This is a genomic window from Bacillus xiamenensis (genome assembly GCF_001857925.1).
Classification (GTDB): domain Bacteria; phylum Bacillota; class Bacilli; order Bacillales; family Bacillaceae; genus Bacillus; species Bacillus xiamenensis.
On sequence record NZ_CP017786.1, the window covers coordinates 3,282,481 to 3,304,241 of the forward strand.

Annotated in this window: 26 protein-coding genes; 25 read left to right on the plus strand and 1 reads right to left on the minus strand. The window is 41.4% G+C overall.

Features of this window, described 5'->3' with window-relative positions; all coding sequences use genetic code 11:
* Positions 1 to 15 precede the first annotated feature (15 nt).
* The 6 genes from ypeB to fni all read left to right on the plus strand — a co-directional run bounded on the left by ypeB (position 16) and on the right by fni (position 5,568).
* Entirely contained in the window at positions 16 to 1,365 is a 1,350-nt protein-coding gene (gene ypeB, locus BK049_RS16805; protein WP_008361251.1) for a germination protein YpeB, read from the plus strand.
* A gap of 102 nt (positions 1,366 to 1,467) precedes the next feature.
* Positions 1,468 to 2,115 (plus strand): flagellar brake protein, encoded by a 648-nt coding sequence (locus tag BK049_RS16810; RefSeq protein ID WP_008361252.1) that lies wholly within the window; start codon positions 1,468 to 1,470, stop codon positions 2,113 to 2,115.
* Between the two features lie 63 nt (positions 2,116 to 2,178).
* Positions 2,179 to 2,361: a DUF5359 family protein gene (locus BK049_RS16815; protein WP_008361253.1), complete on the plus strand. Its 183-nt coding sequence runs from the start codon at positions 2,179 to 2,181 to the stop codon at positions 2,359 to 2,361.
* A 72-nt stretch (positions 2,362 to 2,433) separates the two neighbouring features.
* Entirely contained in the window at positions 2,434 to 3,111 is a 678-nt protein-coding gene (gene cmk, locus BK049_RS16820; RefSeq protein ID WP_071169002.1) for a (d)CMP kinase, read from the plus strand.
* A gap of 223 nt (positions 3,112 to 3,334) precedes the next feature.
* Entirely contained in the window at positions 3,335 to 4,486 is a 1,152-nt protein-coding gene (rpsA, locus tag BK049_RS16825) for a 30S ribosomal protein S1 (RefSeq protein ID WP_008361255.1), read from the plus strand.
* A 14-nt stretch (positions 4,487 to 4,500) separates the two neighbouring features.
* On the plus strand, positions 4,501 to 5,568 hold the full coding sequence (gene fni, locus BK049_RS16830; RefSeq protein WP_071169003.1) for a type 2 isopentenyl-diphosphate Delta-isomerase: 1,068 nt from the start codon (positions 4,501 to 4,503) through the stop codon (positions 5,566 to 5,568).
* A gap of 174 nt (positions 5,569 to 5,742) precedes the next feature.
* Here fni and BK049_RS16835 read toward each other — a convergent pair whose 3' ends face one another.
* Entirely contained in the window at positions 5,743 to 5,874 is a 132-nt protein-coding gene (locus tag BK049_RS16835) for a YpzI family protein (protein ID WP_008344525.1), read from the minus strand.
* Between the two features lie 119 nt (positions 5,875 to 5,993).
* On the opposite strand from BK049_RS16835, the gene BK049_RS16840 reads away from it, so the two are divergent.
* The 19 genes from BK049_RS16840 (at position 5,994) to aroH (ending at position 21,558) form a co-directional block, all read left to right on the plus strand.
* Positions 5,994 to 6,596 (plus strand): YphA family membrane protein, encoded by a 603-nt coding sequence (locus BK049_RS16840; RefSeq protein ID WP_420196188.1) that lies wholly within the window; start codon positions 5,994 to 5,996, stop codon positions 6,594 to 6,596.
* Positions 6,593 to 7,477 carry a YIEGIA family protein gene (locus BK049_RS16845; protein ID WP_071169004.1) on the plus strand — a complete coding sequence of 295 codons (885 nt, stop codon included), beginning with the start codon at positions 6,593 to 6,595 and terminating at the stop codon, positions 7,475 to 7,477. The genes BK049_RS16840 and BK049_RS16845 overlap by 4 nt, the downstream gene beginning before the upstream one ends.
* 6 nt (positions 7,478 to 7,483) lie before the next feature.
* A complete protein-coding gene (locus tag BK049_RS16850; protein ID WP_008344527.1) occupies positions 7,484 to 7,678 on the plus strand; it encodes a capping complex subunit for YIEGIA in 195 nt (64 codons plus the stop codon).
* A 158-nt stretch (positions 7,679 to 7,836) separates the two neighbouring features.
* Entirely contained in the window at positions 7,837 to 9,147 is a 1,311-nt protein-coding gene (der, locus tag BK049_RS16855) for a ribosome biogenesis GTPase Der (protein ID WP_008356724.1), read from the plus strand.
* 14 nt (positions 9,148 to 9,161) lie between these two features.
* Positions 9,162 to 10,199 carry an NAD(P)H-dependent glycerol-3-phosphate dehydrogenase gene (locus BK049_RS16860; protein ID WP_008356726.1) on the plus strand — a complete coding sequence of 346 codons (1,038 nt, stop codon included), beginning with the start codon at positions 9,162 to 9,164 and terminating at the stop codon, positions 10,197 to 10,199.
* Between the two features lie 265 nt (positions 10,200 to 10,464).
* The gene (locus BK049_RS16865) at positions 10,465 to 10,668 is read left to right on the plus strand and encodes a DUF2768 domain-containing protein (protein WP_008344530.1); all 204 of its coding nucleotides are present in this window, start codon (positions 10,465 to 10,467) and stop codon (positions 10,666 to 10,668) included.
* An 18-nt stretch (positions 10,669 to 10,686) separates the two neighbouring features.
* Positions 10,687 to 11,412 carry a hypothetical protein gene (locus tag BK049_RS16870; protein ID WP_008356728.1) on the plus strand — a complete coding sequence of 242 codons (726 nt, stop codon included), beginning with the start codon at positions 10,687 to 10,689 and terminating at the stop codon, positions 11,410 to 11,412.
* Between the two features lie 205 nt (positions 11,413 to 11,617).
* Positions 11,618 to 13,096, plus strand: coding sequence for a stage IV sporulation protein A (gene spoIVA, locus BK049_RS16875; RefSeq protein WP_008356730.1), 1,479 nt, complete (start codon positions 11,618 to 11,620; stop codon positions 13,094 to 13,096).
* A 375-nt stretch (positions 13,097 to 13,471) separates the two neighbouring features.
* Entirely contained in the window at positions 13,472 to 13,750 is a 279-nt protein-coding gene (hbs, locus tag BK049_RS16880) for a non-specific DNA-binding protein Hbs (RefSeq protein WP_008356733.1), read from the plus strand.
* Between the two features lie 190 nt (positions 13,751 to 13,940).
* Positions 13,941 to 14,510: a GTP cyclohydrolase I FolE gene (gene folE, locus BK049_RS16885; RefSeq protein WP_008356734.1), complete on the plus strand. Its 570-nt coding sequence runs from the start codon at positions 13,941 to 13,943 to the stop codon at positions 14,508 to 14,510.
* A 23-nt stretch (positions 14,511 to 14,533) separates the two neighbouring features.
* Positions 14,534 to 14,764, plus strand: a complete 231-nt coding sequence (gene mtrB, locus BK049_RS16890; protein ID WP_008344541.1) for a trp RNA-binding attenuation protein MtrB — start codon at positions 14,534 to 14,536, stop codon at positions 14,762 to 14,764.
* Between the two features lie 115 nt (positions 14,765 to 14,879).
* Positions 14,880 to 15,647: a heptaprenyl diphosphate synthase component 1 gene (locus BK049_RS16895; RefSeq protein WP_008356736.1), complete on the plus strand. Its 768-nt coding sequence runs from the start codon at positions 14,880 to 14,882 to the stop codon at positions 15,645 to 15,647.
* A gap of 3 nt (positions 15,648 to 15,650) precedes the next feature.
* Positions 15,651 to 16,355 carry a demethylmenaquinone methyltransferase gene (locus BK049_RS16900; RefSeq protein WP_008356738.1) on the plus strand — a complete coding sequence of 235 codons (705 nt, stop codon included), beginning with the start codon at positions 15,651 to 15,653 and terminating at the stop codon, positions 16,353 to 16,355.
* Between the two features lie 24 nt (positions 16,356 to 16,379).
* Positions 16,380 to 17,342, plus strand: a complete 963-nt coding sequence (gene hepT, locus BK049_RS16905) for a heptaprenyl diphosphate synthase component II (RefSeq protein WP_008356740.1) — start codon at positions 16,380 to 16,382, stop codon at positions 17,340 to 17,342.
* 129 nt (positions 17,343 to 17,471) lie between these two features.
* Positions 17,472 to 17,918 (plus strand): nucleoside-diphosphate kinase, encoded by a 447-nt coding sequence (gene ndk, locus BK049_RS16910; RefSeq protein ID WP_008356741.1) that lies wholly within the window; start codon positions 17,472 to 17,474, stop codon positions 17,916 to 17,918.
* A gap of 143 nt (positions 17,919 to 18,061) precedes the next feature.
* Positions 18,062 to 18,841, plus strand: coding sequence for a CheR family methyltransferase (locus BK049_RS16915; protein WP_008356743.1), 780 nt, complete (start codon positions 18,062 to 18,064; stop codon positions 18,839 to 18,841).
* 73 nt (positions 18,842 to 18,914) lie between these two features.
* On the plus strand, positions 18,915 to 20,087 hold the full coding sequence (aroC, locus tag BK049_RS16920; protein WP_008356745.1) for a chorismate synthase: 1,173 nt from the start codon (positions 18,915 to 18,917) through the stop codon (positions 20,085 to 20,087).
* Entirely contained in the window at positions 20,087 to 21,178 is a 1,092-nt protein-coding gene (gene aroB, locus BK049_RS16925) for a 3-dehydroquinate synthase (RefSeq protein ID WP_071169005.1), read from the plus strand. The genes aroC and aroB overlap by 1 nt, the downstream gene beginning before the upstream one ends.
* Positions 21,175 to 21,558, plus strand: coding sequence for a chorismate mutase (gene aroH / locus BK049_RS16930; RefSeq protein WP_008356748.1), 384 nt, complete (start codon positions 21,175 to 21,177; stop codon positions 21,556 to 21,558). Before aroB ends, aroH begins: the two co-directional genes overlap by 4 nt.
* Positions 21,559 to 21,761: the final 203 nt, after the last annotated feature.

The following is a 21,761-nucleotide window of genomic DNA, read 5'->3' on the forward strand; positions in this document are numbered from 1 at the left end:
AAGAGGTGTAAATAAATGATCAGAGGAATATTGATTGCTATTTTAGGAATTGCTGTCATCTCAACAGGCTACTGGGGCTATAAAGAGCATCAAGAAAAAGACGCAGTGCTGCTTCACGCAGAGAACAACTATCAAAGAGCATTCCACGATTTAACGTATCAAGTTGATCAGCTGCACGACAAACTTGGGGCGACACTTGCGATGAACAGCCAAACATCTATTTCTCCAGCACTTGCAGATGTATGGAGAATGTCATCAGAAGCGCATAACAATGTCAGTCAGCTTCCGCTCACATTGATGCCTTTTAACAAAACTGAAGAATTTCTAGCGAATGTCGGAGACTTTAGCTACAAATCGTCTGTTAAATCTTTATCAGATGAACCACTAAACAAAGATACGCATAAAAGCATTACAGCTTTATATGATCAAGCGGCAGATATTCAAAACGAGCTTAGACAGGTGCAACATCTCGTACTTAATAAAAATCTAAAATGGATGGATGTTGAAATGGCGCTGGCTGACGGCGATCGAAAGAACGACAACACCATCATTGACGGATTAAAAACCGTTGAGAGAAATGCAGATGCGTTTGCAGATGTTGATCTCGGTCCTACAAATGTGTCAACTGAATCAGAAACGCAAGGCTACAACCACTTAAAAGGTCAAAAGATTTCAAAAAAAGAAGCGATTCGCATCGCCCAGCAATTTACACCGGATCATAACCAAGATTTTAAGGTGAGAAAAAGCGGGAGTAAAACGAATCGTGATGTATACAGCCTGTCGATGTCAGACCCAGACAGCCAGGCAAACTTTTATTTGGACTTGACTGAAAAAGGAGGTCATCCAGTCTATCTTCTTCAAAATCGAGAAGTGAAAAAACAAAAAATCAGTTTAAATGATGCCTCAGAAAAGGCTCTAAGTTTCTTAAAAAAGCATGGTTTTGATACCGAATCATTTCATTTAGATGAAAGTGCGCAATTCGATAATATCGGTGTATTTACCTACGTACCTCTACAAAAAAATGTACTACTTTATCCAGATAGTATTCGGATGAAAGTCGCTTTAGATGATGGAGAGATCGTTGGGTTCTCAGCGAAAGATTATTTAGTCAATCATAAAAAACGGGACATAAAAGCCCCTAAAATCTCTCGAAAAGAAGCTGAAAAGACGCTGAACAAACACGTGAAGATCGAGGATACGCATCTAGCCATCGTTCAAAATGATATGTCAGAGGAAGTTCTCTGCTATGAGTTCCTAGGAACCATTAAAAACGACACGTACCGGATGTTCATCAATGCAGATACTGGAAAAGAAGAAAGAGTAGATAAACTGAAAAATGCGGAACCTATATATAAAGACCTATAAAAAAGGAAACGAGGAAAAGGCTAATAAGTCTTTTCCTTTTGTTTTATACATGGTTTAATATAGGAGAGGATACGATTTCACAGATGAAAAGAGTGATGAGGAATGTTACAAATAGGGGATGGAATCACAATTGAGTATGTCAATGAGAACAAAGAAGTAAAAACAGCAAAATCGAAGGTTTTGGAAAATAATAACGATCATATTTTCATTAATTATCCAGCTGATAAAGAGACGGGGCGCACAATTTACTTAAACCAGCAAACAGAAATCACTGTCTTCTTTTTCGATGAAAATCAAATTCCGTACAAATGTACAAGCGAAGTTATCGGAAAAAGAAAAGAAGATATTCCAATGATTGTTATTTCGATTCCACCAAAAGAAGAAATGGTTCGGCTGCAGAGAAGAGAATACCTTCGAGTGGATACGATGCTGAAAGCTACGATCACCCAAAATGATGTAGAAACCTTTGACACATTTATCGTGAATATAAGTGCAGGCGGTGTAGCAATTGCTGTTCCAGAAGGTGTCGCACTACAAGAAAACGGTGAAGTAGTCACAGAGTTTGAACTTCCGCTTAAAGAGCCAGTGAAAATTAAAGCGGTTGCAGAAATGAAGCGTGTATATGAAGATGAACAAACTGGCAAAACAAGAGCGATCATCGAGTTTACTGAATTGACGAATGATCACCAGCAGTACATCATGAAGTATTGCTTCCAGCAGCAGCTGTTAACTCGTCTGAAAAAAGTATAAGAATAAAGGTTGTCAAAAGCTTCCATACTAGAGTGGAGAGAATCTAGCGTGGAGGCTTTTTGTATGAAAACTTTAGAAAGATGGTTATTCAAAGCGGTGCTCATTCAGCTTGTTCTGCTATTAGCCGTTCAGATCACCCTTCACTTGACGAAAGGAGAATTATTTTTGTCAAAAGTCGTGCAATACGAGGGTGTGAATAACATGAGCATTGAAGATTGGATTGAGACGTTTAAGCAAAAGGATTGATAGAAAAATTCCCCCGTTTGAGCGGTGATCGTGTTACAATTCATAAGGGAGATTCAATCAAGGAGAGGTATTATGAAAAAGAAATTATCTATCGCAATTGACGGTCCTGCAGCAGCAGGAAAAAGCACTGTGGCAAAAATTGTCGCAGCGAAAAAATCATATATTTATATCGATACAGGTGCGATGTACCGCGCGATTACACTTGCGGCACTCAATCAAGGCGTAGACCTTGAGGATGAACAGGCGCTTGATGCGTTACTGAAAAAGACAGTGATTGAACTTGTGTCAACGGACGAAGGTCAACAAGTACATTTAGACAAGATCGATGTCACAGAAGACATCCGAACTGACCGCGTGAGCAACCAAGTATCTGTTGTCGCAAAACATAGAGCTGTCCGAGAGGAAATGGTCCGCAGACAGCAAGAGCTTGGCAAACGAGGCGGTGTCGTCATGGACGGAAGAGACATTGGCACACACGTTCTTCCAGATGCCGAAGTGAAAATTTTCTTGCTTGCTTCAGTAGAGGAGAGAGCAAAACGCCGTTTCGAAGAAAATCAGAAAAAAGGCTATGACGTCAATTACGACCAGCTGATTGAAGAGATTGCAAGACGTGACAAACTTGATTCTGAGCGGGAGGTATCACCGCTGAAGAAGGCTGATGACGCCATTGAAATTGACACAACTTCCCTTTCCATTCAAGAGGTAGCATGTAAAATTTTAGATGCAGCAGAGCGTGTAGAAAAACAGTAAGAAATTTTAGAAAACTTTTATAAGTTAGAGGTTTATCTCTTGACAAACAAGTTCTTTTATTAGAAGTTTATACTAATACTATTTTTATTGATCATTCAAGCAATTATGTTGATTTGAATGTTTCTATAATACATATTCGGCTGGCAATCATCATGCTAAGGACACATATTCGCTCAGTCGTTTTAACTAAGCTGTGTAGGTTTGGACCAAGGAGGTTATCGAAATGACAGATGAAATGAATCAAATCGATGTTCAGGTACCAGAGGTTGGAGATGTAGTGAAAGGGATTGTTTCTAAAGTTGAGGACAAGCATGTTAATGTGGATATCGTCAATGTGAAACAACCTGGGATCATCCCAATCAGTGAATTATCAAGTCTTCACGTTGAAAAAGCATCAGATGTCGTGAAAGATGGCGACGAGTTAGAGCTTAAAGTAACAAAGGTCGAAGACGATGCTTTGATTTTATCGAAACGTGCTGTTGATGCAGACCGCGCTTGGGAAGACCTAGAGAAAAAGTTTGAAACAAAAGAAGTATTTGAAGCTGAAGTAAAAGACGTTGTGAAAGGTGGTCTAGTTGTCGACATTGGTGTACGCGGATTTATTCCTGCATCTCTTGTTGAAGCACACTATGTCGAAGACTTCACAGACTACAAAGGAAAAACACTCTCACTTGTCGTGGTAGAACTTGACCGCGAAAAAAATCGTGTGATTCTTTCGCATCGTGCAGTGGTTGAGCAAGAGCAACTAGATAAGAAGCAAGACTTCCTGCAAAAGCTTGAAGTAGGCAGCGTGATTGATGGAAAAGTACAGCGCCTGACTGACTTTGGTGCATTTGTTGACATTGGCGGCATTGATGGATTAGTTCACATTTCTCAACTATCCCATGCGCATGTTGAAAAGCCATCTGACGTTGTTGAAGAAGGCCAGGAAGTGAAAGTAAAAGTACTTGCTGTTGACCGCGATAACGAACGTATCTCACTATCTATTAAAGAAACATTACCAGGACCTTGGAGCCAAATTGGCGAAAAAGTACAACAAGGTGATGTGCTTGAAGGAACCGTTCAACGTCTTGTGAGCTTTGGTGCATTTGTTGAAATTCTGCCAGGTGTAGAAGGACTTGTGCATATTTCCCAAATCTCACATAAACATATTGGTACTCCTCAAGAAGTCCTTGAAGAAGGGCAGACGGTGAAAGTGAAAGTGCTTGATGTAAATGAAGATGAAGAGCGCATTTCACTAAGCATTCGTGAGCTAGAAGAAAATCCTGAAAAACAAATCGAAGAGGATTATCGTCAATATCAGGCGAAAGAAGAAAGCACAAGCGGATTCCAGCTTGGTGACCTGATCGGTGATAAACTCAATAAACTAAAATAATTTGGTGATTAAAATTGACGCGAGCAGAAAGAAAGAAACAGCATATTGAGCATGCTTTGTCGACTGGCCAGCATGCAGCAACAGGTTTAAAAGATGTTTCCTTCGTTCACGCCAGTTTACCAGATCTTGCGACATCACAAATTGATACACATACGACAATTGGCGGACTGACTTTCGGTTCGCCAATTTTTATCAATGCAATGACTGGTGGGGGCGGAGAATCAACCTATGATATCAACCGCTCTTTGTCTATCGCAGCGAAGGAAACCAATATACCAGTAGCAGTTGGATCACAAATGGCTGCGCTGAAAGATAAAGAGGAAAGACGTACGTATGAAGTCGTTCGACAGGTCAATCCAGATGGACTGATTTTTGCCAATTTAGGCAGTGAAGCGACCATTCAACAAGCCCGGGATGCTGTCGACATGCTGGAAGCAAACATGCTCCAAATTCACTTAAATGTCATCCAAGAGATCGTGATGCCTGAAGGGGATCGTGATTTCAGGGGGGCTGTTGAGCGAATTGCAGCCATCGCTGAGTCGATTGGCGTGCCTGTTGTCGTAAAAGAAGTCGGATTTGGCATGAGTAAGGAAACGGCAAAGAAGTTATTCGATGCAGGAGTTGCAGCCGTTGATATTGGAGGATTTGGCGGAACAAACTTTTCTAAGATCGAAAACCTGCGTCGCCAAAAAGCACTTCGCTATTTTGACCAGTGGGGTATTCCAACTGCAGCGAGTCTTGCTGAAGTACATACAGCCTTTCAAGATCAGACAGTACTAGCCTCTGGAGGCATTCGAGATGCACTTGATGTGACCAAATCAATCGCTCTTGGCGCATCTGCCGCTGGGTTAGCTGGCTTTTTCTTAAAATCGCTGACGAGCGGGGGAGAAAGTGCTCTGATCTCTGATATCATCGATCTACAAGAAGATGTGAAAATGATGATGACAGTCCTTGGCGTGAAAACCATCGAGGAGCTGAGACAAGCTCCGATTGTCATTACGGGGGAGACGAGTCATTGGCTGAAAGAAAGAGGCGTGGATACGACGTACTATAGTTTAAGATCTAAGGAAAGAGGCATGTGATCATCACATGCCTTCAGCGTGTAGACAAACCCTCGCATTCTTTGTCAGTCCTGCGTGCCGGTGCTCACGAATGTCAAATTCGCTCCGCTCCTGTACTCGTCCTTCCTAGACTGCAAAGGTTTTCAGGTCACGCTGGAAAGAAGACAAAGACATGTGATCATCACATGCCTTTTTTTATTGATTTCTTTTGCGAGCGTCTTCAGGACCTTCTAATGTTGTTGCCCCTTTGTGATGAATTGATTGATCGCGGTCAGATTCAACTCTTCTTGACGCCTTTAAGCGTTTTTCCTGTCTATCTTTACCCATCATACATCCCTCCTCAACCATTAGGGTGTCACCTCTTGTTCATTTCATACAAAGCCCAAGCGTTCTTATACGTTTAAAAAATGGAGATTTTCCCATAATGTAATTGAGGTGATGAGGCATTGGAGGCACTGTACTATTATTGGTCAATATGGTTCGTTTGGATTATGGTGACGTTTATCATGGAAAAAAGCACGTGGCGCAACGTGCTAGGAGTGTGTGTTCTTGTTCATATAATATGCAGTCATGTCATGATAGCCATGGTAGGCGTCAGAATCAATGCGGGGTTTTTGCTGACCTTTTTATATGCTTGTATGGCATTTGTTATCTTTCGGCCTGTTTATCGAATCATAAGCATCATGCAATTAGGCTCCATGGTTAGTGCGTATGCCTTTTTTATGATTTTTGCATTATATGATCCAGTTTGGTTCACGATAATAAAAGTGGACTGGGTTGTATTTGCCTTGCTGATCTTGATGTGTTTGACATATGGGCATCAGTTAATGGAACGGATCACTTTATGGATGATGTCTGTGTGTCTCGGGGAAGCTCTTTATACGCTTGCGATTCACCGGCTCACATTACCCGTTGTCATAGGGGATCTCTCGTTTCTTTCCCTTGTTGTTCAAGGAGCCATCTTCCTATTAGGTGTAGATCAGTTTGAAAAGCTCTTAAGCACCCGTTCATCTAGAAAACCAGTAAAAGGGGCTGCAAAATCAACATGACGGATTACACATTTCCTGTGATCATTGGTGTCATCTTTGGGATGGCTGCAAGGCTGTATATGTTAAGAACAGATTACCGGCAATATCCTACATATATTCATGGACAAGTGATTCACATTGCGCTTGGTTTTATCGCATCAGGGCTAGGAGCCATTATTATGCCTGCACTAATCCAGGAGGAATTTACTGCAATTACGTTTCTGACGCTTGCAGCCACGCAATTTCGTGATGTACGTAATATGGAAAGAAACACGTTAACCCAAATGGATTCGTATGAGCTTGTCTCAAGAGGCAGTACATATATCGAAGGCATTGCGATTGCCTTTGAAAGTCGAAATTATATTTCCATCCTCACGGCTCTGATTACAACAACAGCCTGTATTTTTTTCTCGCTCGTCGTTGGGACAGTGGTCGGTATTCTTTGTTTTTTCATGGCAAAACGATTAATGTCAGGCAGCCAATTAAAGGATATTGTCAATATTCAAAAAGGCGAACTTCGCTTTGACGGGGCCGGGCTTTACGTGAATGATATTTACATGATGAATATCGGGCTTCCTGAAAAGCAAAAACTGATTTTAGAGCATGGAATGGGTTTCATCTTGACACCAAAGAATTTTAACTCTGCCACAACGATTGCAAACCTTGGACAGCGGCAAGCGATTTTATTTGATTTATCCAATGTGCTTGGTGTATATCGTGATTCTGGTGAACCATCGCTTTGTCCGCTCGCAAAACGTGATCTGAATAGCGGCACACTTGGCGTGTTTATTTTGCCGCAGTGGAAACGAGAAGATTTGGCTGTACGTGTATTAGAAGAAGTGCCAATATTAGAAAATGCCATTAGAATGCCGACAGATTTCATTAAAAAGAAAGCGAGGTAATAGGGCATGGCGAATACGATTGAACAATTTATATTGGCTGTAGCCACGACAAATAAAGAGCGAGTCATTGGAGGAACAGCGGTTTTTTTCTGTGAAAACAAAGAAGAGCTCGACATGTATGCCATGAATTTAGAGGCCATTCTAGACGGAATTGCCCATGGTATTGGAGAAGATCTTTACTTGATTGTCAAACATTTTTAAGTTATTCATTGTGGTCTGATTAAAAATTGATATAATATATAAGTTGAACCCTTCATGTTTGAAGGGTTTATTTCATAACAAACTGAATGAAAATTTTAAATCCCGGTTGAAACATGATGAACATATTGAATCGCGGCTGGATTGAAAGGAAGGGTACTATGGGTAAACCTGTCGTAGCCATTGTTGGAAGGCCCAACGTTGGAAAATCTACAATTTTTAATCGAATCGCAGGCGAAAGAATATCGATTGTAGAAGACACACCTGGTGTAACAAGAGATCGAATCTATAGCTCTGCTGAATGGTTAAATTATGACTTTAATTTAATAGATACTGGTGGAATAGATATTGGAGATGAGCCGTTTTTGGCGCAAATTCGCCATCAGGCTGAGATCGCAATGGATGAAGCGGATGTCATTATCTTTATGGTCAATGGAAGAGATGGCGTGACATCTGCGGATGAAGAAGTCGCAAAAATTTTATATCGCACGAAAAAGCCGGTTGTACTTGCTGTCAATAAACTGGACAACCCTGAAATGAGAAGCGACGTGTATGACTTTTATGCACTTGGATTTGGCGAGCCGTATCCGATTTCTGGAACGCACGGACTAGGCCTTGGTGATTTGCTTGATGCAGTCGCAGAGCACTTTAAACACTTGCCAGATACACAGTATGATGAAGAAGTGGTCCAGTTCTGCCTAATTGGCCGCCCGAATGTAGGGAAATCTTCTTTGGTGAATGCTATGCTCGGAGAAGAACGTGTCATTGTCAGCAACATCGCTGGTACGACAAGAGACGCTGTGGATACGATGTTTACGTACAACCAACGTGACTTTGTCATCGTCGATACAGCAGGTATGAGAAAAAAAGGAAAAGTGTATGAAACAACGGAGAAATACAGTGTGCTTCGTGCGTTAAAAGCCATTGATCGATCTGATGTTGTCGCTGTCGTTCTTGACGGTGAAGAAGGCATTATTGAACAGGATAAACGTATTGCTGGCTACGCACACGAAGCGGGTAAAGCAGTTGTAATCATTGTGAATAAATGGGACGCTGTTGAAAAAGATGAGCGTACAATGAAGGAATTTGAGCAAAACATTCGCGAGCATTTTCAATTCCTCGATTATGCACCTGTCTTATTCATGTCTGCTCTCACGAAAAAGAGAATTCATACGTTAATGCCGTCCATCATTACAGCTAGTGAAAATCATGCCATGCGCGTTCAAACCAATATTCTAAACGATATTATTATGGATGCCGTTGCCATGAACCCAACGCCGACCCATAATGGACAGCGTCTGAAAATTTACTATGCGACACAGGTGGCAATCAAGCCTCCGTCCTTTGTTGTGTTTGTTAATGATCCAGAGCTTATGCACTTTTCTTATGAGCGTTTCTTAGAAAACCGGATTCGAGATGCATTTGGTTTTGAAGGAACACCGATTAAAATATTTGCAAGAGCGAGAAAATAAAAAGGGTGAGCAGGATGAAAAAAATTTCAGTACTTGGAGCAGGAAGCTGGGGAACTGCTCTTGCACTTGTATTAGCTGATAATCATCATGATGTACACATGTGGGGACATCGGCAAGAATTAATTGATCAAATCAATGAGAACCATGAAAATCATGACTACTTGCCTAATGTCGCGCTACCAGCGTCTATTCAGGCAACAACAGATATGAAACAGGCACTAGACGGGACAGATGTGATTATTGTCGCCGTGCCAACAAAGGCCATTCGAGAAGTATTGAAGCAGGCAAGTGAGTTGATTTCGTCGAAAGTGCCGTTTGTTCATGTGAGTAAAGGGATTGAACCAGATACGCTTCTCAGAATTTCTCAAATGATTGAACAAGAAGTGCCAGAAACGAAAAGAGAAGCGGTCGTTGTCTTATCAGGACCGAGTCATGCAGAAGAAGTAGGCCTGCGTCATCCGACAACAGTCACGGTCTCATCAGAAAACATTGAAGCGGCTCAATTTGTTCAAGATTTGTTTATGAACAATAACTTTAGAGTGTACACAAACCCTGATGTGATTGGTGTGGAAATTGGCGGGGCGCTGAAAAATATCATTGCGCTTGCGGCAGGAATCACAGACGGACTTGGATATGGGGATAATGCGAAAGCAGCACTTATCACAAGAGGGCTGGCTGAAATCGCCCGCCTCGGTACAAAAATGGGAGGAAACCCTCTTACGTTTGCTGGATTGACAGGTGTTGGAGATTTAATTGTCACATGTACAAGTGTTCATTCACGTAACTGGCGCTGCGGGAATTTACTTGGCAAAGGATATAAGCTTGAGGAAGTACTTGAGAAAATGGGAATGGTGGTAGAAGGCGTCCGCACAACAAAAGGCGCTTACCAGCTATCCAAAGAATATAAGGTCAGCATGCCAATTACAGAAGCGCTTTACCATGTCCTGTTTGAAGGGAAAAAGGTAGACGATGCTGTAGAATCATTAATGGCACGTGTGAAAACACATGAGATGGAAGACCTTGTGAACATGTTCGAAAACCAAACAAAGTAATTGAAAGACTGAACTTAGGCGTGTAGAGGATGCAAGAAAGGGAAGACTTGCATAACATAACAATGAAGTTTGAATAGAGCTTTGCCTCTACAGAATGAGGAAACATAGTCGACCTAATGACTGAAGCGGAGTCCCCCTCTTTGCTTCAGTTTTTTTATGCGCTTTTTTTGAATGATTGGAAAAAAGATTGATATATCCCTTATTTTTGGTTTAAAATGAAATATAAACGCTTACAATTTGTTCGTGTTGAAGGGGGACAGGCACGATGAGTTTTGCTTTAATCAAGATGTGGTTTGCGCTTGGTTCAATGGGGCTCATGTTTTTAGCCGTTGTAACCATTTATTTGAGTAGGTTTAAGCTGAAGAGCCGATTTCTGAAAATAACAGCTTCGACCGTCGCATACAGCTTGATGCTCATATCGGGTATCATTGTGTTTTTAGTTGTATTTAGCGGGCCGGTCAATGAATAAAGAAAAAGGAAGAATGTGATGATCAAAGCAAAAGTCAGTGTCATGCTGTTAACACTCATTTTACTTACGGGTTGTCTATATCCAGAGAATCGCAAAGCTGAAAACCGGGTGCCATACGAGGAGCAGCTGCAAAGTGTGCAGACGGCGATCGAGGAATTTCAAAAAGCGACAAATGGTCTTCTGCCAATTGAAACAAAAGAAGGAGACACACCTATTTACCAGAAATACGTCATTGACTTTAAGCGTCTGTCACCAAGGTATTTACACGATGTACCGTCAACATCCTTTGAAGGCGGGGGCGAGTATATCTATGTCCTCACAGACGTTGAAAAGAACCCAACTGTGAAACTGCTTGATGTCAAAATGACGCAAACGATCAGTGAGTTACGTCTAAGGATCAAAATGTATCAAGACGAACATACATATCCGCCATATGGCAAAGTGGTGTCCAAAGATTTATATACGTTAAATGAAAAAAAACTAGGGTTAAAAGCGCCGCCTACTGTGATGAGTCCTGTCACAGGACATTCGCTCCCATTACTGATTTCATCAAATGGTGAAATCTATGTTGACTATCGCAGTGATTTTGCCCAGATTTTGAAAAATACGAAACTAAAGCTAAAGCCAGGTGAAAATATTCAAGACGTATATTGGCAGGAAACCCCGTTTGTACCAGCGTTTTCTGTACCATATACGATCAACAAAAAAGGTGAGCCTGCCTTTTTAGAAAAAAAGACGTCATAAACAAGAATGAACCTTTCTCCTCTGCATATAAATGAGGAGAAAGGTTTTTTTATGGCTAAACATACTCTCAAAACAAAAAAGGTGTCATATTCAAATAGGACAACGTCATACACATATATTGTCCTGACACCTTTCAAGCACAGTTTGATTGAAGTATAGAGTATTTAATTTGAAAACGAGGATAGCAAGTCCGGGAGGGGATCACTTGGAAAAAGTCGATATTTTCAAGGATATCGCTGAACGAACAGGAGGCGATATATATTTAGGAGTCGTTGGAGCTGTTCGTACAGGGAAATCTACGTTTATTAAAAAGTTTATGGAGCTCGTGGTGCTCCCGAATATCAATAATGAGGCAGACCGTGCAAGAGCACAGGATGAATTGCCGCAAAGCGCAGCAGGAAAAACCATTATGACCACAGAGCCAAAATTTGTGCCAAATCAAGCGGCATCGATTCATGTGAGTGACGGCCTTGATGTCAACATCAGGCTTGTCGATTGTGTAGGATACACTGTCCCTGGTGCACGCGGGTATGAAGATGAAAATGGTCCGAGAATGATTAACACGCCGTGGTATGAAGAACCTATCCCGTTTCATGAAGCAGCGGAAATTGGTACACGCAAGGTCATTCAGGAGCATTCAACTATTGGTGTTGTGATTACAACAGATGGATCAATTGGAGAAATCCCAAGACATGACTATATTGAATCAGAAGAACGTGTCATTGACGAGCTTAAAGAAGTTGGAAAGCCGTTTATTATGGTGATCAACTCTGTGAGACCTTATCATCCTGAAACAGAAGCACTGCGGCAAGAACTCAGTCAAAAATATGATATTCCTGTACTCGCGATGAGTGTAGAAAGTATGAGAGAGCAAGACGTACTCAGCGTTCTTCGTGAGGCATTATATGAATTCCCGGTGCTTGAGGTGAATGTGAACCTGCCAAGCTGGGTCATGGTGCTGAAAGAAGATCATTGGCTAAGAGAGAGCTATCAGGATTCAGTGAAGGAAACCGTCAAGGATATTAAGAGATTAAGAGATGTCGACCGTGTCGTCGGTCATTTCAGTGAATTCGATTTTATTGAAAGAGCGGGCTTAGCAGGTATTGAAATGGGTCAGGGGATCGCAGAAATTGACTTGTACGCGCCAGATGATCTATATGATCATATTCTAAAAGAAGTGGTGGGTGTGGAAATTAGGGGCAAAGACCACCTGCTCGAGCTTATGCAAGATTTTGCGCATGCGAAGACGGAGTATGATCAGGTCTCAGACGCCTTGAAAATGGTGAAGCAGACTGGCTACGGAATTGCGGCACCCGCATTGTCAGATATGAGTTTAGATGAGCCGGAAATCATTAGGCAAGGATCAAGATTCGGTGTGAGATTAAAAGCAGTTGCTCCATCTATTCATATGATTAAAGTGGATGTAGAGAGTGAGTTTGCACCGATTATCGGCACAGAAAAACAAAGTGAAGAGCTCGTCCGTTACTTAATGCAAGACTTTGAAGATGATCCGCTGTCCATTTGGAATTCCGATATATTTGGACGCTCACTCAGCTCGCTTGTCAGAGAAGGCATTCAAGCAAAACTGTCTCTGATGCCGGAAAATGCAAGATATAAGCTGAAGGAAACGCTTGAACGAATTATTAACGAAGGATCAGGCGGCCTGATTGCGATTATTCTATAGCATGTGAGACCTCTCATTGATAGGGGTCTTTTTTTTGTGTGCGGTATCAGTCATAAAAAGACAATTGTATAAAGATTAGTCAGATTCAGGCTGAAATTAGGAATATTCGTTCGCAAAAGTGCCCTTAATCCTTGACGAATAAGGATTCTTCGCTTTAAAATGCTTGATATGGTATTTCATATGTGTTAATCTACTTACAGAAAATCTTCACTTTGTTGGACAAACATTCCTTCAAAGAGACGTTTTCTAATGAAAAGCCATGTATAACGCTTTCTAGACACTCTTTTTTTCAAAGAAAGTGTATAGAAAGAAGATGAATTGTGAAGAAATGATAACAATCTACTGAATGCATATTTTTGGGAGGAGGTGAAAGGCATGAACAAGACAGAACTTATTAACGCGGTTGCTGAAGCAAGCGAGTTATCTAAAAAAGATGCGACAAAAGCAGTTGATTCTGTTTTTGATACAATTTTAGAGGCACTTAAAAATGGTGACAAAATCCAATTGATTGGTTTTGGTAACTTTGAAGTACGTGAGCGTTCAGCTCGTAAAGGACGTAACCCACAAACGGGTGCAGAGATCGAAATCCCTGCAAGCAAAGTACCTGCTTTCAAACCAGGTAAAGCACTTAAAGACGCGGTGGCAGGTAAATAATCGTTATGTGTAATAATCCTATTTAAGGAGTTATACATATACAGTTTCACACTGGTCTAGAAAAGCCCCTTCGATAAGGGGCTTTTCCTTTTGAATCAAAAGGTTCGTTTAGAACGCTCTCCTTTGCTTTTAGGATCTGATGTGTGCTAGAATCTGAATGAAATGTAATCGCCTTTGGAGGATATAATACATGAGTGAAATAAATAAAGAACGAATCGAACGCGCTGTACGCGATATATTAGAAGCAATCGGAGAAGATCCGGATCGTGAAGGACTTCTTGATACCCCAAAACGAGTAGCAAAAATGTATGAAGAAGTGTTCTCGGGATTAAATGAAGATCCAAAAGAACATTTTAAAACCATTTTTGGTGAAGATCATGAGGAACTTGTTCTTGTAAAAGATATTGCTTTCCATTCAATGTGTGAACACCATCTTGTGCCATTCTATGGAAAAGCCCATGTCGCATATATTCCCCGCGGCGGAAAAGTAACGGGACTAAGTAAGCTGGCAAGAGCAGTAGAGGCTGTTGCCAAGCGTCCGCAGCTTCAGGAACGCATTACATCAACCATTGCTGATAGTATGGTGGAAACTTTAAATCCACATGGTGTGATGATTGTCGTTGAAGCAGAGCATATGTGTATGACGATGCGCGGAGTGAAAAAGCCTGGCGCTAAAACGGTCACTTCAGCAGTGCGCGGTACATTTGCAAATGATGCGGCAGCAAGAGCAGAGGTCCTTTCCTTTATTAAAAACGACTAATCAATAGATGGAAGGTGAACAGATTGAGTGAAAATAAAGCATCTGATTTTGTGGTGATTAAAGCCATTGATAATGGTGTAAATGTAATCGGCTTAACTAGAGGCTCTGATACAAGATTTCACCATTCCGAAAAACTTGATAAAGGTGAAGTCATTATCGCACAATTTACTGAGCATACATCAGCTATCAAAGTAAGAGGCGATGCTGTCATTCAAACAAGCTTCGGTGAAATTCAAAGCGAAGCAAAGAAATAACGCACGAGTATGCACTTGATAGCATGAAAGTCAGACTTGATATGGTATAATAAATGTCTATACAATGTGCAGGACTACATATGAAACTGTAATTTTTGGGACAAGGGTGATATCTTTGCAAGACATCTACGGAATTTTATCGAATCTGAATATAAAATTAAATAAAAAGCTTTCTCATCCTTATTTGGCCAAGCATTTGCGTGCGCCGCTCATCGATGAAGACAAGCTCCTTCTTTTCCATGCAATGTTTGATGAAGCTCAAATCGATGCTGAGAAAAAAGAAAATTATATTTTAACGGCGATGCTTGTGCAAATTGCCCTTGATACCCATGACGAAGTCACAACTGCTGCAGCCATCAAACAAGACGAATTCAAAAATCGTCAGCTGACCATCCTAGCTGGAGACTATTTCAGCGGTCTCTATTATTCTCTTCTCTCTGACATGAAAGACATTTACATGATCCGCACACTCGCTACGGCGATCAAAGAGATTAATGAACATAAAATTAGACTGTATGATCGGTCCATTCAAGATGCAGCCCGCTTTTACAAAAGTGTAGCTACGGTGGAATCTGCGCTATTCCAAAGAATTTCTGAGCACTTTCAATTAACGCATTGGAATGAAATTGCAAGTCGCTTCCTTGTGTATAAGCGTTTTATGAAACAAGCAGAAGACGACAAACATTTAAAACTTTTTTTGAACGATAGCTATACGGACGCCTATACATGTTTTGACAACTTTGAGAATGAAGGGTATGAAGAAGCCAGACGATCCATCCAGCAGCATCTTGTTTCATCTCCGGTCGTTCAAAAAGAGCTATTAAATCGCTTGGATCATATGAAAAATGAACCTGCGTACCATCAGAAAGTGGAAGAAGGGTAAGACATGCAGCAATCAAAAGAACAGCGAGTACACGGTGTATTTGAAAAAATTTATAAAAACTATGACCAAATGAACTCTGTCATTAGCTTTAAGCAGCATAAAAAATGGCGCGATAAAACAATGAAGCTTATGAATGTTCAAAAAGGAGCCAAAGCATTAGATGTATGCTGCGGGACAGCCGATTGGACCATTGCGCTTGCAGATGCCGTTGGAGAAAATGGCGAGGTCAAAGGCCTTGATTTCAGTAAAAATATGCTGAGTGTTGGGGAAACGAAGGTAAAAACAGGCGGCTACAATCAAATTGAACTGCTTCACGGCAATGCAATGGAGCTTCCTTTTGAGGATGACTCATTTGATTATGTCACGATCGGCTTTGGACTTCGAAATGTCCCTGATTACTTAACGGTGCTGAAGGAAATGACGCGCGTGGTGAAGCCTGGGGGGATGGTTGTCTGCCTTGAAACATCACAGCCTGAGATGATTGGGTTTAAACAAGGATATTATGTCTATTTCAAATACATTATGCCGCTTTTTGGCAAGCTGTTTGCCAAAAGCTATCAGGAGTATTCATGGCTTCAAGAATCAGCCAAAACGTTCCCTGGCATGAAAGAGCTGGCGGCTCTTTTTGAAGAGGCTGGTCTGTCAGATGTCACGTATCATCCATTTACAGGCGGTGTAGCGGCAACACATATCGGCAAAAAGCTTTGAATAAACGATATTTGGGTGAAAATAATGAAACTAAAAGCAATGATCTCTTTTTTAAATCATGATATCGATATCATCGAAAAAGAGCTTGAACAAACAGTTCGCTCTGATTATGCATTATTAAGTGAAGCGGGTCTTCATTTGCTGCAAGCGGGCGGAAAACGAATCCGCCCCGTTTTTGTTCTCCTTTCAGGCATGTTTGGCGACTATGACATTAATAAAATTAAATACGTAGCCGTAGCGCTGGAATTAATTCATATGGCGTCGCTTGTTCACGATGATGTCATTGATGATGCAGAATTAAGAAGGGGAAAACCAACCATTAAGGCAAAATGGGACAACAGAATTGCCATGTACACAGGGGATTACTTATTTGCAAGATCGCTTGAGTACATGACAAAAATCAATCACCCAATGGCACATGAAATTTTGTCAAAAATGGTCGTTGAGCTCTGTCTCGGTGAAATTGAGCAAGTAAAAGACAAATACAACATGGATCAAAACCTTCGTACATACTTAAGAAGAATCAAGCGGAAAACAGCCCTGCTTATTGCAGGCAGCTGCCAACTAGGTGCAATAGCAGCAGGGACAGATGAAAAAACACATAAGGCCCTTTACTGGTTTGGATACTATGTCGGCATGTCTTACCAGATCATTGATGATGTTCTTGATTTCACGTCAACTGAAGAAGAATTAGGCAAGCCTGTTGGCGGAGATCTTTTACAAGGGAATGTGACCCTCCCCGTTTTATATGCACTTCAGAATCCAACATTAGAAGGTCAGTTGAAGCTTGTCAATAGTGAAACGACAGAAAAACAGCTGAAGCCTGTCATTGAACATCTCAAACAAACAGATGCCATCGACCGGTCCATTCGAGTGAGTGAAATGTATTTGAAAAAAGCATTTGAACAGCTTGATCTGCTTCCGCGCGGGCGGGCTAAATCGTCTTTAGCCTCAATTGCAAAGTATATTGGAAAACGAAAATTCTGATCAACTTCTAGTTGATTGGTTTTTTTGTGAAAATTTTTGTCAAAAATTGATTATTACAAAAAAAAATGATACGATCACTTTGTAACAATGTAAGCCTATACATACATAACGACGGGGTGGAAAACGTATATGGACAAAACATTTCTTATGGTCAAACCTGATGGTGTGGAAAGACAATTAATCGGTGAAATTGTGTCAAGATTCGAAAAAAAGGGGCTCCAGCTTGTTGGTGCTAAACTCATGAGTATTCCGAAAGAAGTGGCAGAAACACATTACGGAGAACATAAAGAAAAACCATTTTTCGGGGAATTGGTTGACTTTATTACGTCAGGACCTGTATTTGCAATGGTATGGCAAGGTGAACAGGTAGTCGATGTAACAAGGCAAATTATCGGAAAAACAAATCCGAAGGAAGCACTTCCGGGTACGATAAGAGGTGACTATGGATTAACCGTTGGCAAAAACATTATCCATGGCTCAGACTCACCAGAAAGTGCTGAAAGAGAGATCAATCTTTTCTTTAAACAAGAAGAACTGACAAAATGGGATCAAACGATCTCAAGCTGGATTTATTAATGTTCAAGCCAAGGTGTTCATCAAATGATCACTTTGGCTTTTTTATATTGAGGTTTCTATACGAAATTCGCATGAGATGATACAAATTTTTGATAAAAACAGCTATACTAGGACAAAGATAGATGAGACAGGAGAGGACATTGATGGATCAATATCAAGTATTTGTTGGAAAATGGAAAAAACTGACCGGGGTTGATCTGAATTTATATAAAGAAGCACAAATGAAACGAAGATTAACATCACTATATGATAAAAAAGGATATAAAGATTTTGAAGCATTCGCAGCTGCTCTTGAAAAGGACAGAGCACTACTAGAAGAAACGATGGACCGAATGACCATTAATGTGTCAGAATTTTACCGAAACTATCAGCGTTGGGAAGTACTTGATCAAAAAATCCTTCCGCTGCTTTCGAAAAACAGTGGGAGTCTAAAGATCTGGAGTGCAGCATGTTCGACTGGAGAAGAGCCGTATACCCTTTCGATGCTGCTTTCAAGCCATCCCCTTGTAAAGGACTTCCAAATTATCGCAACAGATATTGATGATAAAGTCCTTCAATCAGCGCAAAAAGGGAGATACCATGAACGCTCCCTTCAAGAGGTGCCTGAACAGATCAAACAAAAATATTTCACAAAAGAAGATGCTTCATTTTACACGGTGAAAGATGAGATCAGAAGGCATATACAATTTAAGAAACACAACCTATTAGCAGATCCATATGAAAAGCAGCTTGATCTCATCGTCTGCCGAAATGTTCTTATTTATTTCACAGAAGAGGCAAAGGAAGAAATTTACTTAAAAATGAGCAACAGCTTAAAGAAAAACGGCGTGCTATTTGTTGGTTCTACAGAACAAATTTTTCATCCAGAAAAGTTTGGACTGACATCAGCAGACACTTTCTTTTATCAAAAGAAGGGGATCTAGCTGACTTTTTAGTAGTAAGTGTGTTATTATATTTTTACTTAAAAGCGTTAATGCGATGAAGGGAGAATAAGTCATGAGGTACTTAACAGCAGGTGAATCACATGGTCCACAATTGACCACTATTATTGAAGGAGTTCCAGCGGGACTTTACATAGAGCAGGATGACATCAATTATGAACTGGCTAGAAGGCAGAAAGGTCATGGCCGCGGAAGAAGAATGCAGATTGAAAAAGATCAAGCGAAAGTGTTAAGTGGTGTTCGCCACGGGAAAACATTAGGCTCTCCTATTACACTTGTCGTTGAAAACAATGATTGGAAGCACTGGACAAAGGTGATGGGAGCAGAGCCGATTACAGAAGAAGAAGAGAGTGAGATGAAGCGTCAAATCTCTCGTCCAAGACCTGGGCATGCGGATTTAAATGGAGCGATTAAATATGGCCACCGTGATATGCGTAATGTATTAGAGCGTTCATCAGCGCGTGAGACAACAGTTCGCGTTGCAGCGGGAGCAGTAGCCAAACAAATTTTAGCCCACCTTGGAATCAAAGTAGCTGGTCACGTCCTTGAAATCGGCGGAGTGAAAGCAGCTCATACTGCATATGAATCTATTGAAGATTTGCAAAAAGTAACAGAAGAATCACCTGTTCGCTGCTATGACAGTGAAGCTGGTCCAAAAATGATGGATGCCATTGACGAAGCCAAGAAAAACGGTGATTCAATTGGCGGCATTGTTGAAGTGATCGTTGAAGGCATGCCAGTTGGAGTCGGCAGCTATGTTCACTATGACCGCAAATTAGATAGCAAGCTTGCTGGCGCTGTCCTTAGTATCAACGCTTTTAAAGGCGTGGAATTCGGTATTGGCTTTGAGGCAGCTTCTAAATATGGCAGTGAAGTCCATGATGAAATCATCTGGGATGAGGAAAAGGGCTATACGAGAAAAACAAATCGTTTAGGCGGTCTTGAAGGCGGAATGTCAACAGGCATGCCGATTGTCGTAAGAGGGGTTATGAAACCAATCCCAACGCTTTATAAGCCTCTGCAAAGCGTTGACATTGAAACGAAAGAACCGTTCTCTGCAAGTATTGAGCGTTCTGATAGCTGCGCTGTTCCAGCCGCAAGTGTTGTGGCAGAAGCGGTGGTCGCTTGGGAAATTGCCAATGCAGTGGTAGAGCAGTTTGGTCTTGACCAAATTGACCGGATTAAAGAAAATGTTGACAAAATGCGCCAGCTTCAGAGGGAGTTTTAATGAAAACACTGGAAGTGAAGACGTCTTCAGCCACTTATCCTGTATATATCGGTGACGGGATTAGACACAATATTGTAGACTTGATGACTTCCACTGGGCGTTCCTTTACGAAGCTCCTCGTCGTGACAGATTCAGCCGTTGATGCCATTTACGGAGATGAAATGGTTCAACTACTGAAGCAGAAATGGTCTGTGCAAAAAGTGGTTGTGCCAAACGGAGAGCAATCAAAATCTTTTACGCAGTTTGAGCAGATTCATACGAAAGCCATCCAATTTCAGCTCGACCGCTCCTCCTGCATCATTGCGCTTGGAGGCGGGGTGATTGGGGACTTGGCTGGCTTTGCTGCTGCCACTTATATGAGAGGCATTGATTTTATTCAAGTTCCAACCACGCTCCTTGCACATGACAGTGCAGTCGGCGGAAAAACAGGAATCAATCATCCGCTCGGCAAAAATTTGATTGGTGCGTTTCATCAGCCGGCGGCCGTCATCTATGATACAAGTATGCTAGAGACGCTCTCACAAACAGAGCTGAGATCGGGCTTTGCCGAGGTCATCAAGCATGCGCTGATTTCAAGTGAAGACTTTTTATCAGAACTGATGTCCATTCGTTCTTTGACGGAATTATCAAAGGGCGAGCTGGCACATATGCTGTATCAAGGGATTCAAGTGAAAGCGTCGATTGTCCAAGAAGATGAAAAAGAACAAGGTGTACGTGCATTTTTGAATTTTGGACACACACTTGGGCACGCCATTGAAGCAGAGTATGGATACGGAACCATCACGCATGGAGATGCCATTGCGATTGGCATGCAGTTTGCTTTATATGTGAGTGAAAAGCAGCTAGGACTCAGCTTAAATCGTGAGAAATTCAAACTGTGGATGAAAGAATTAGGATTCCCGGTACAAGTCACGCAAGATATTTCAACTACTACATTTGTCGATCGCATGATTGGCGATAAAAAGGCAAGAGGCGGGAGCGTTCAATTTGTTTTATTAAAACAAATTGGAGACGTCACCTTGCAAGCTTTCACAAAAGATGAGCTATATCACTGGCTCGAAGAATGGAAACGGGAGGAGGGATGTCTGTGATGTTTCGCGGGATACGTGGGGCTACAACCGTAACAGAAGATACAGAAACAGAAGTGTTAAACAAAACGAAACAGCTGCTAGAAGCCATCATTTCAAAAAACCAAGTAGATCCAGAACGTGTCGTGCAGATCTTGATTTCAGCTACACAAGATATTCACTCCGTTTTTCCGGCAAAAGCACTTCGTCAGTTTGAAGGCTGGACCTATGTGCCTGTCACTTGTATGCAGGAGCTGGACATTCATGGAGGCTTAAAGCAGTGCATTCGCGTCTTAATGACCGTCCAGACAGATACAAAGCAGGAAGATATACAGCATGTATACTTGGAAGGAGCCGTCACGCTTCGTCCTGATTTACAGTTGACAAAAAACAAAGAGTTATAATACGATATGAACAGCCGAAGTTTACATACAGGTGTAAACGGCATTGCAAGCTTAGAGAAGATGAGAATGAGACTAGGGTAGTTGAGATGAGTAGAGTTGAGCAGAGATACGATACTTCTATTTAATCATACTGCCTAAAAGAGCGAGCCTCTTTTAGGCTTATTTCGTATACTCATACAAACCCTCTATATGTCCCCTCATTC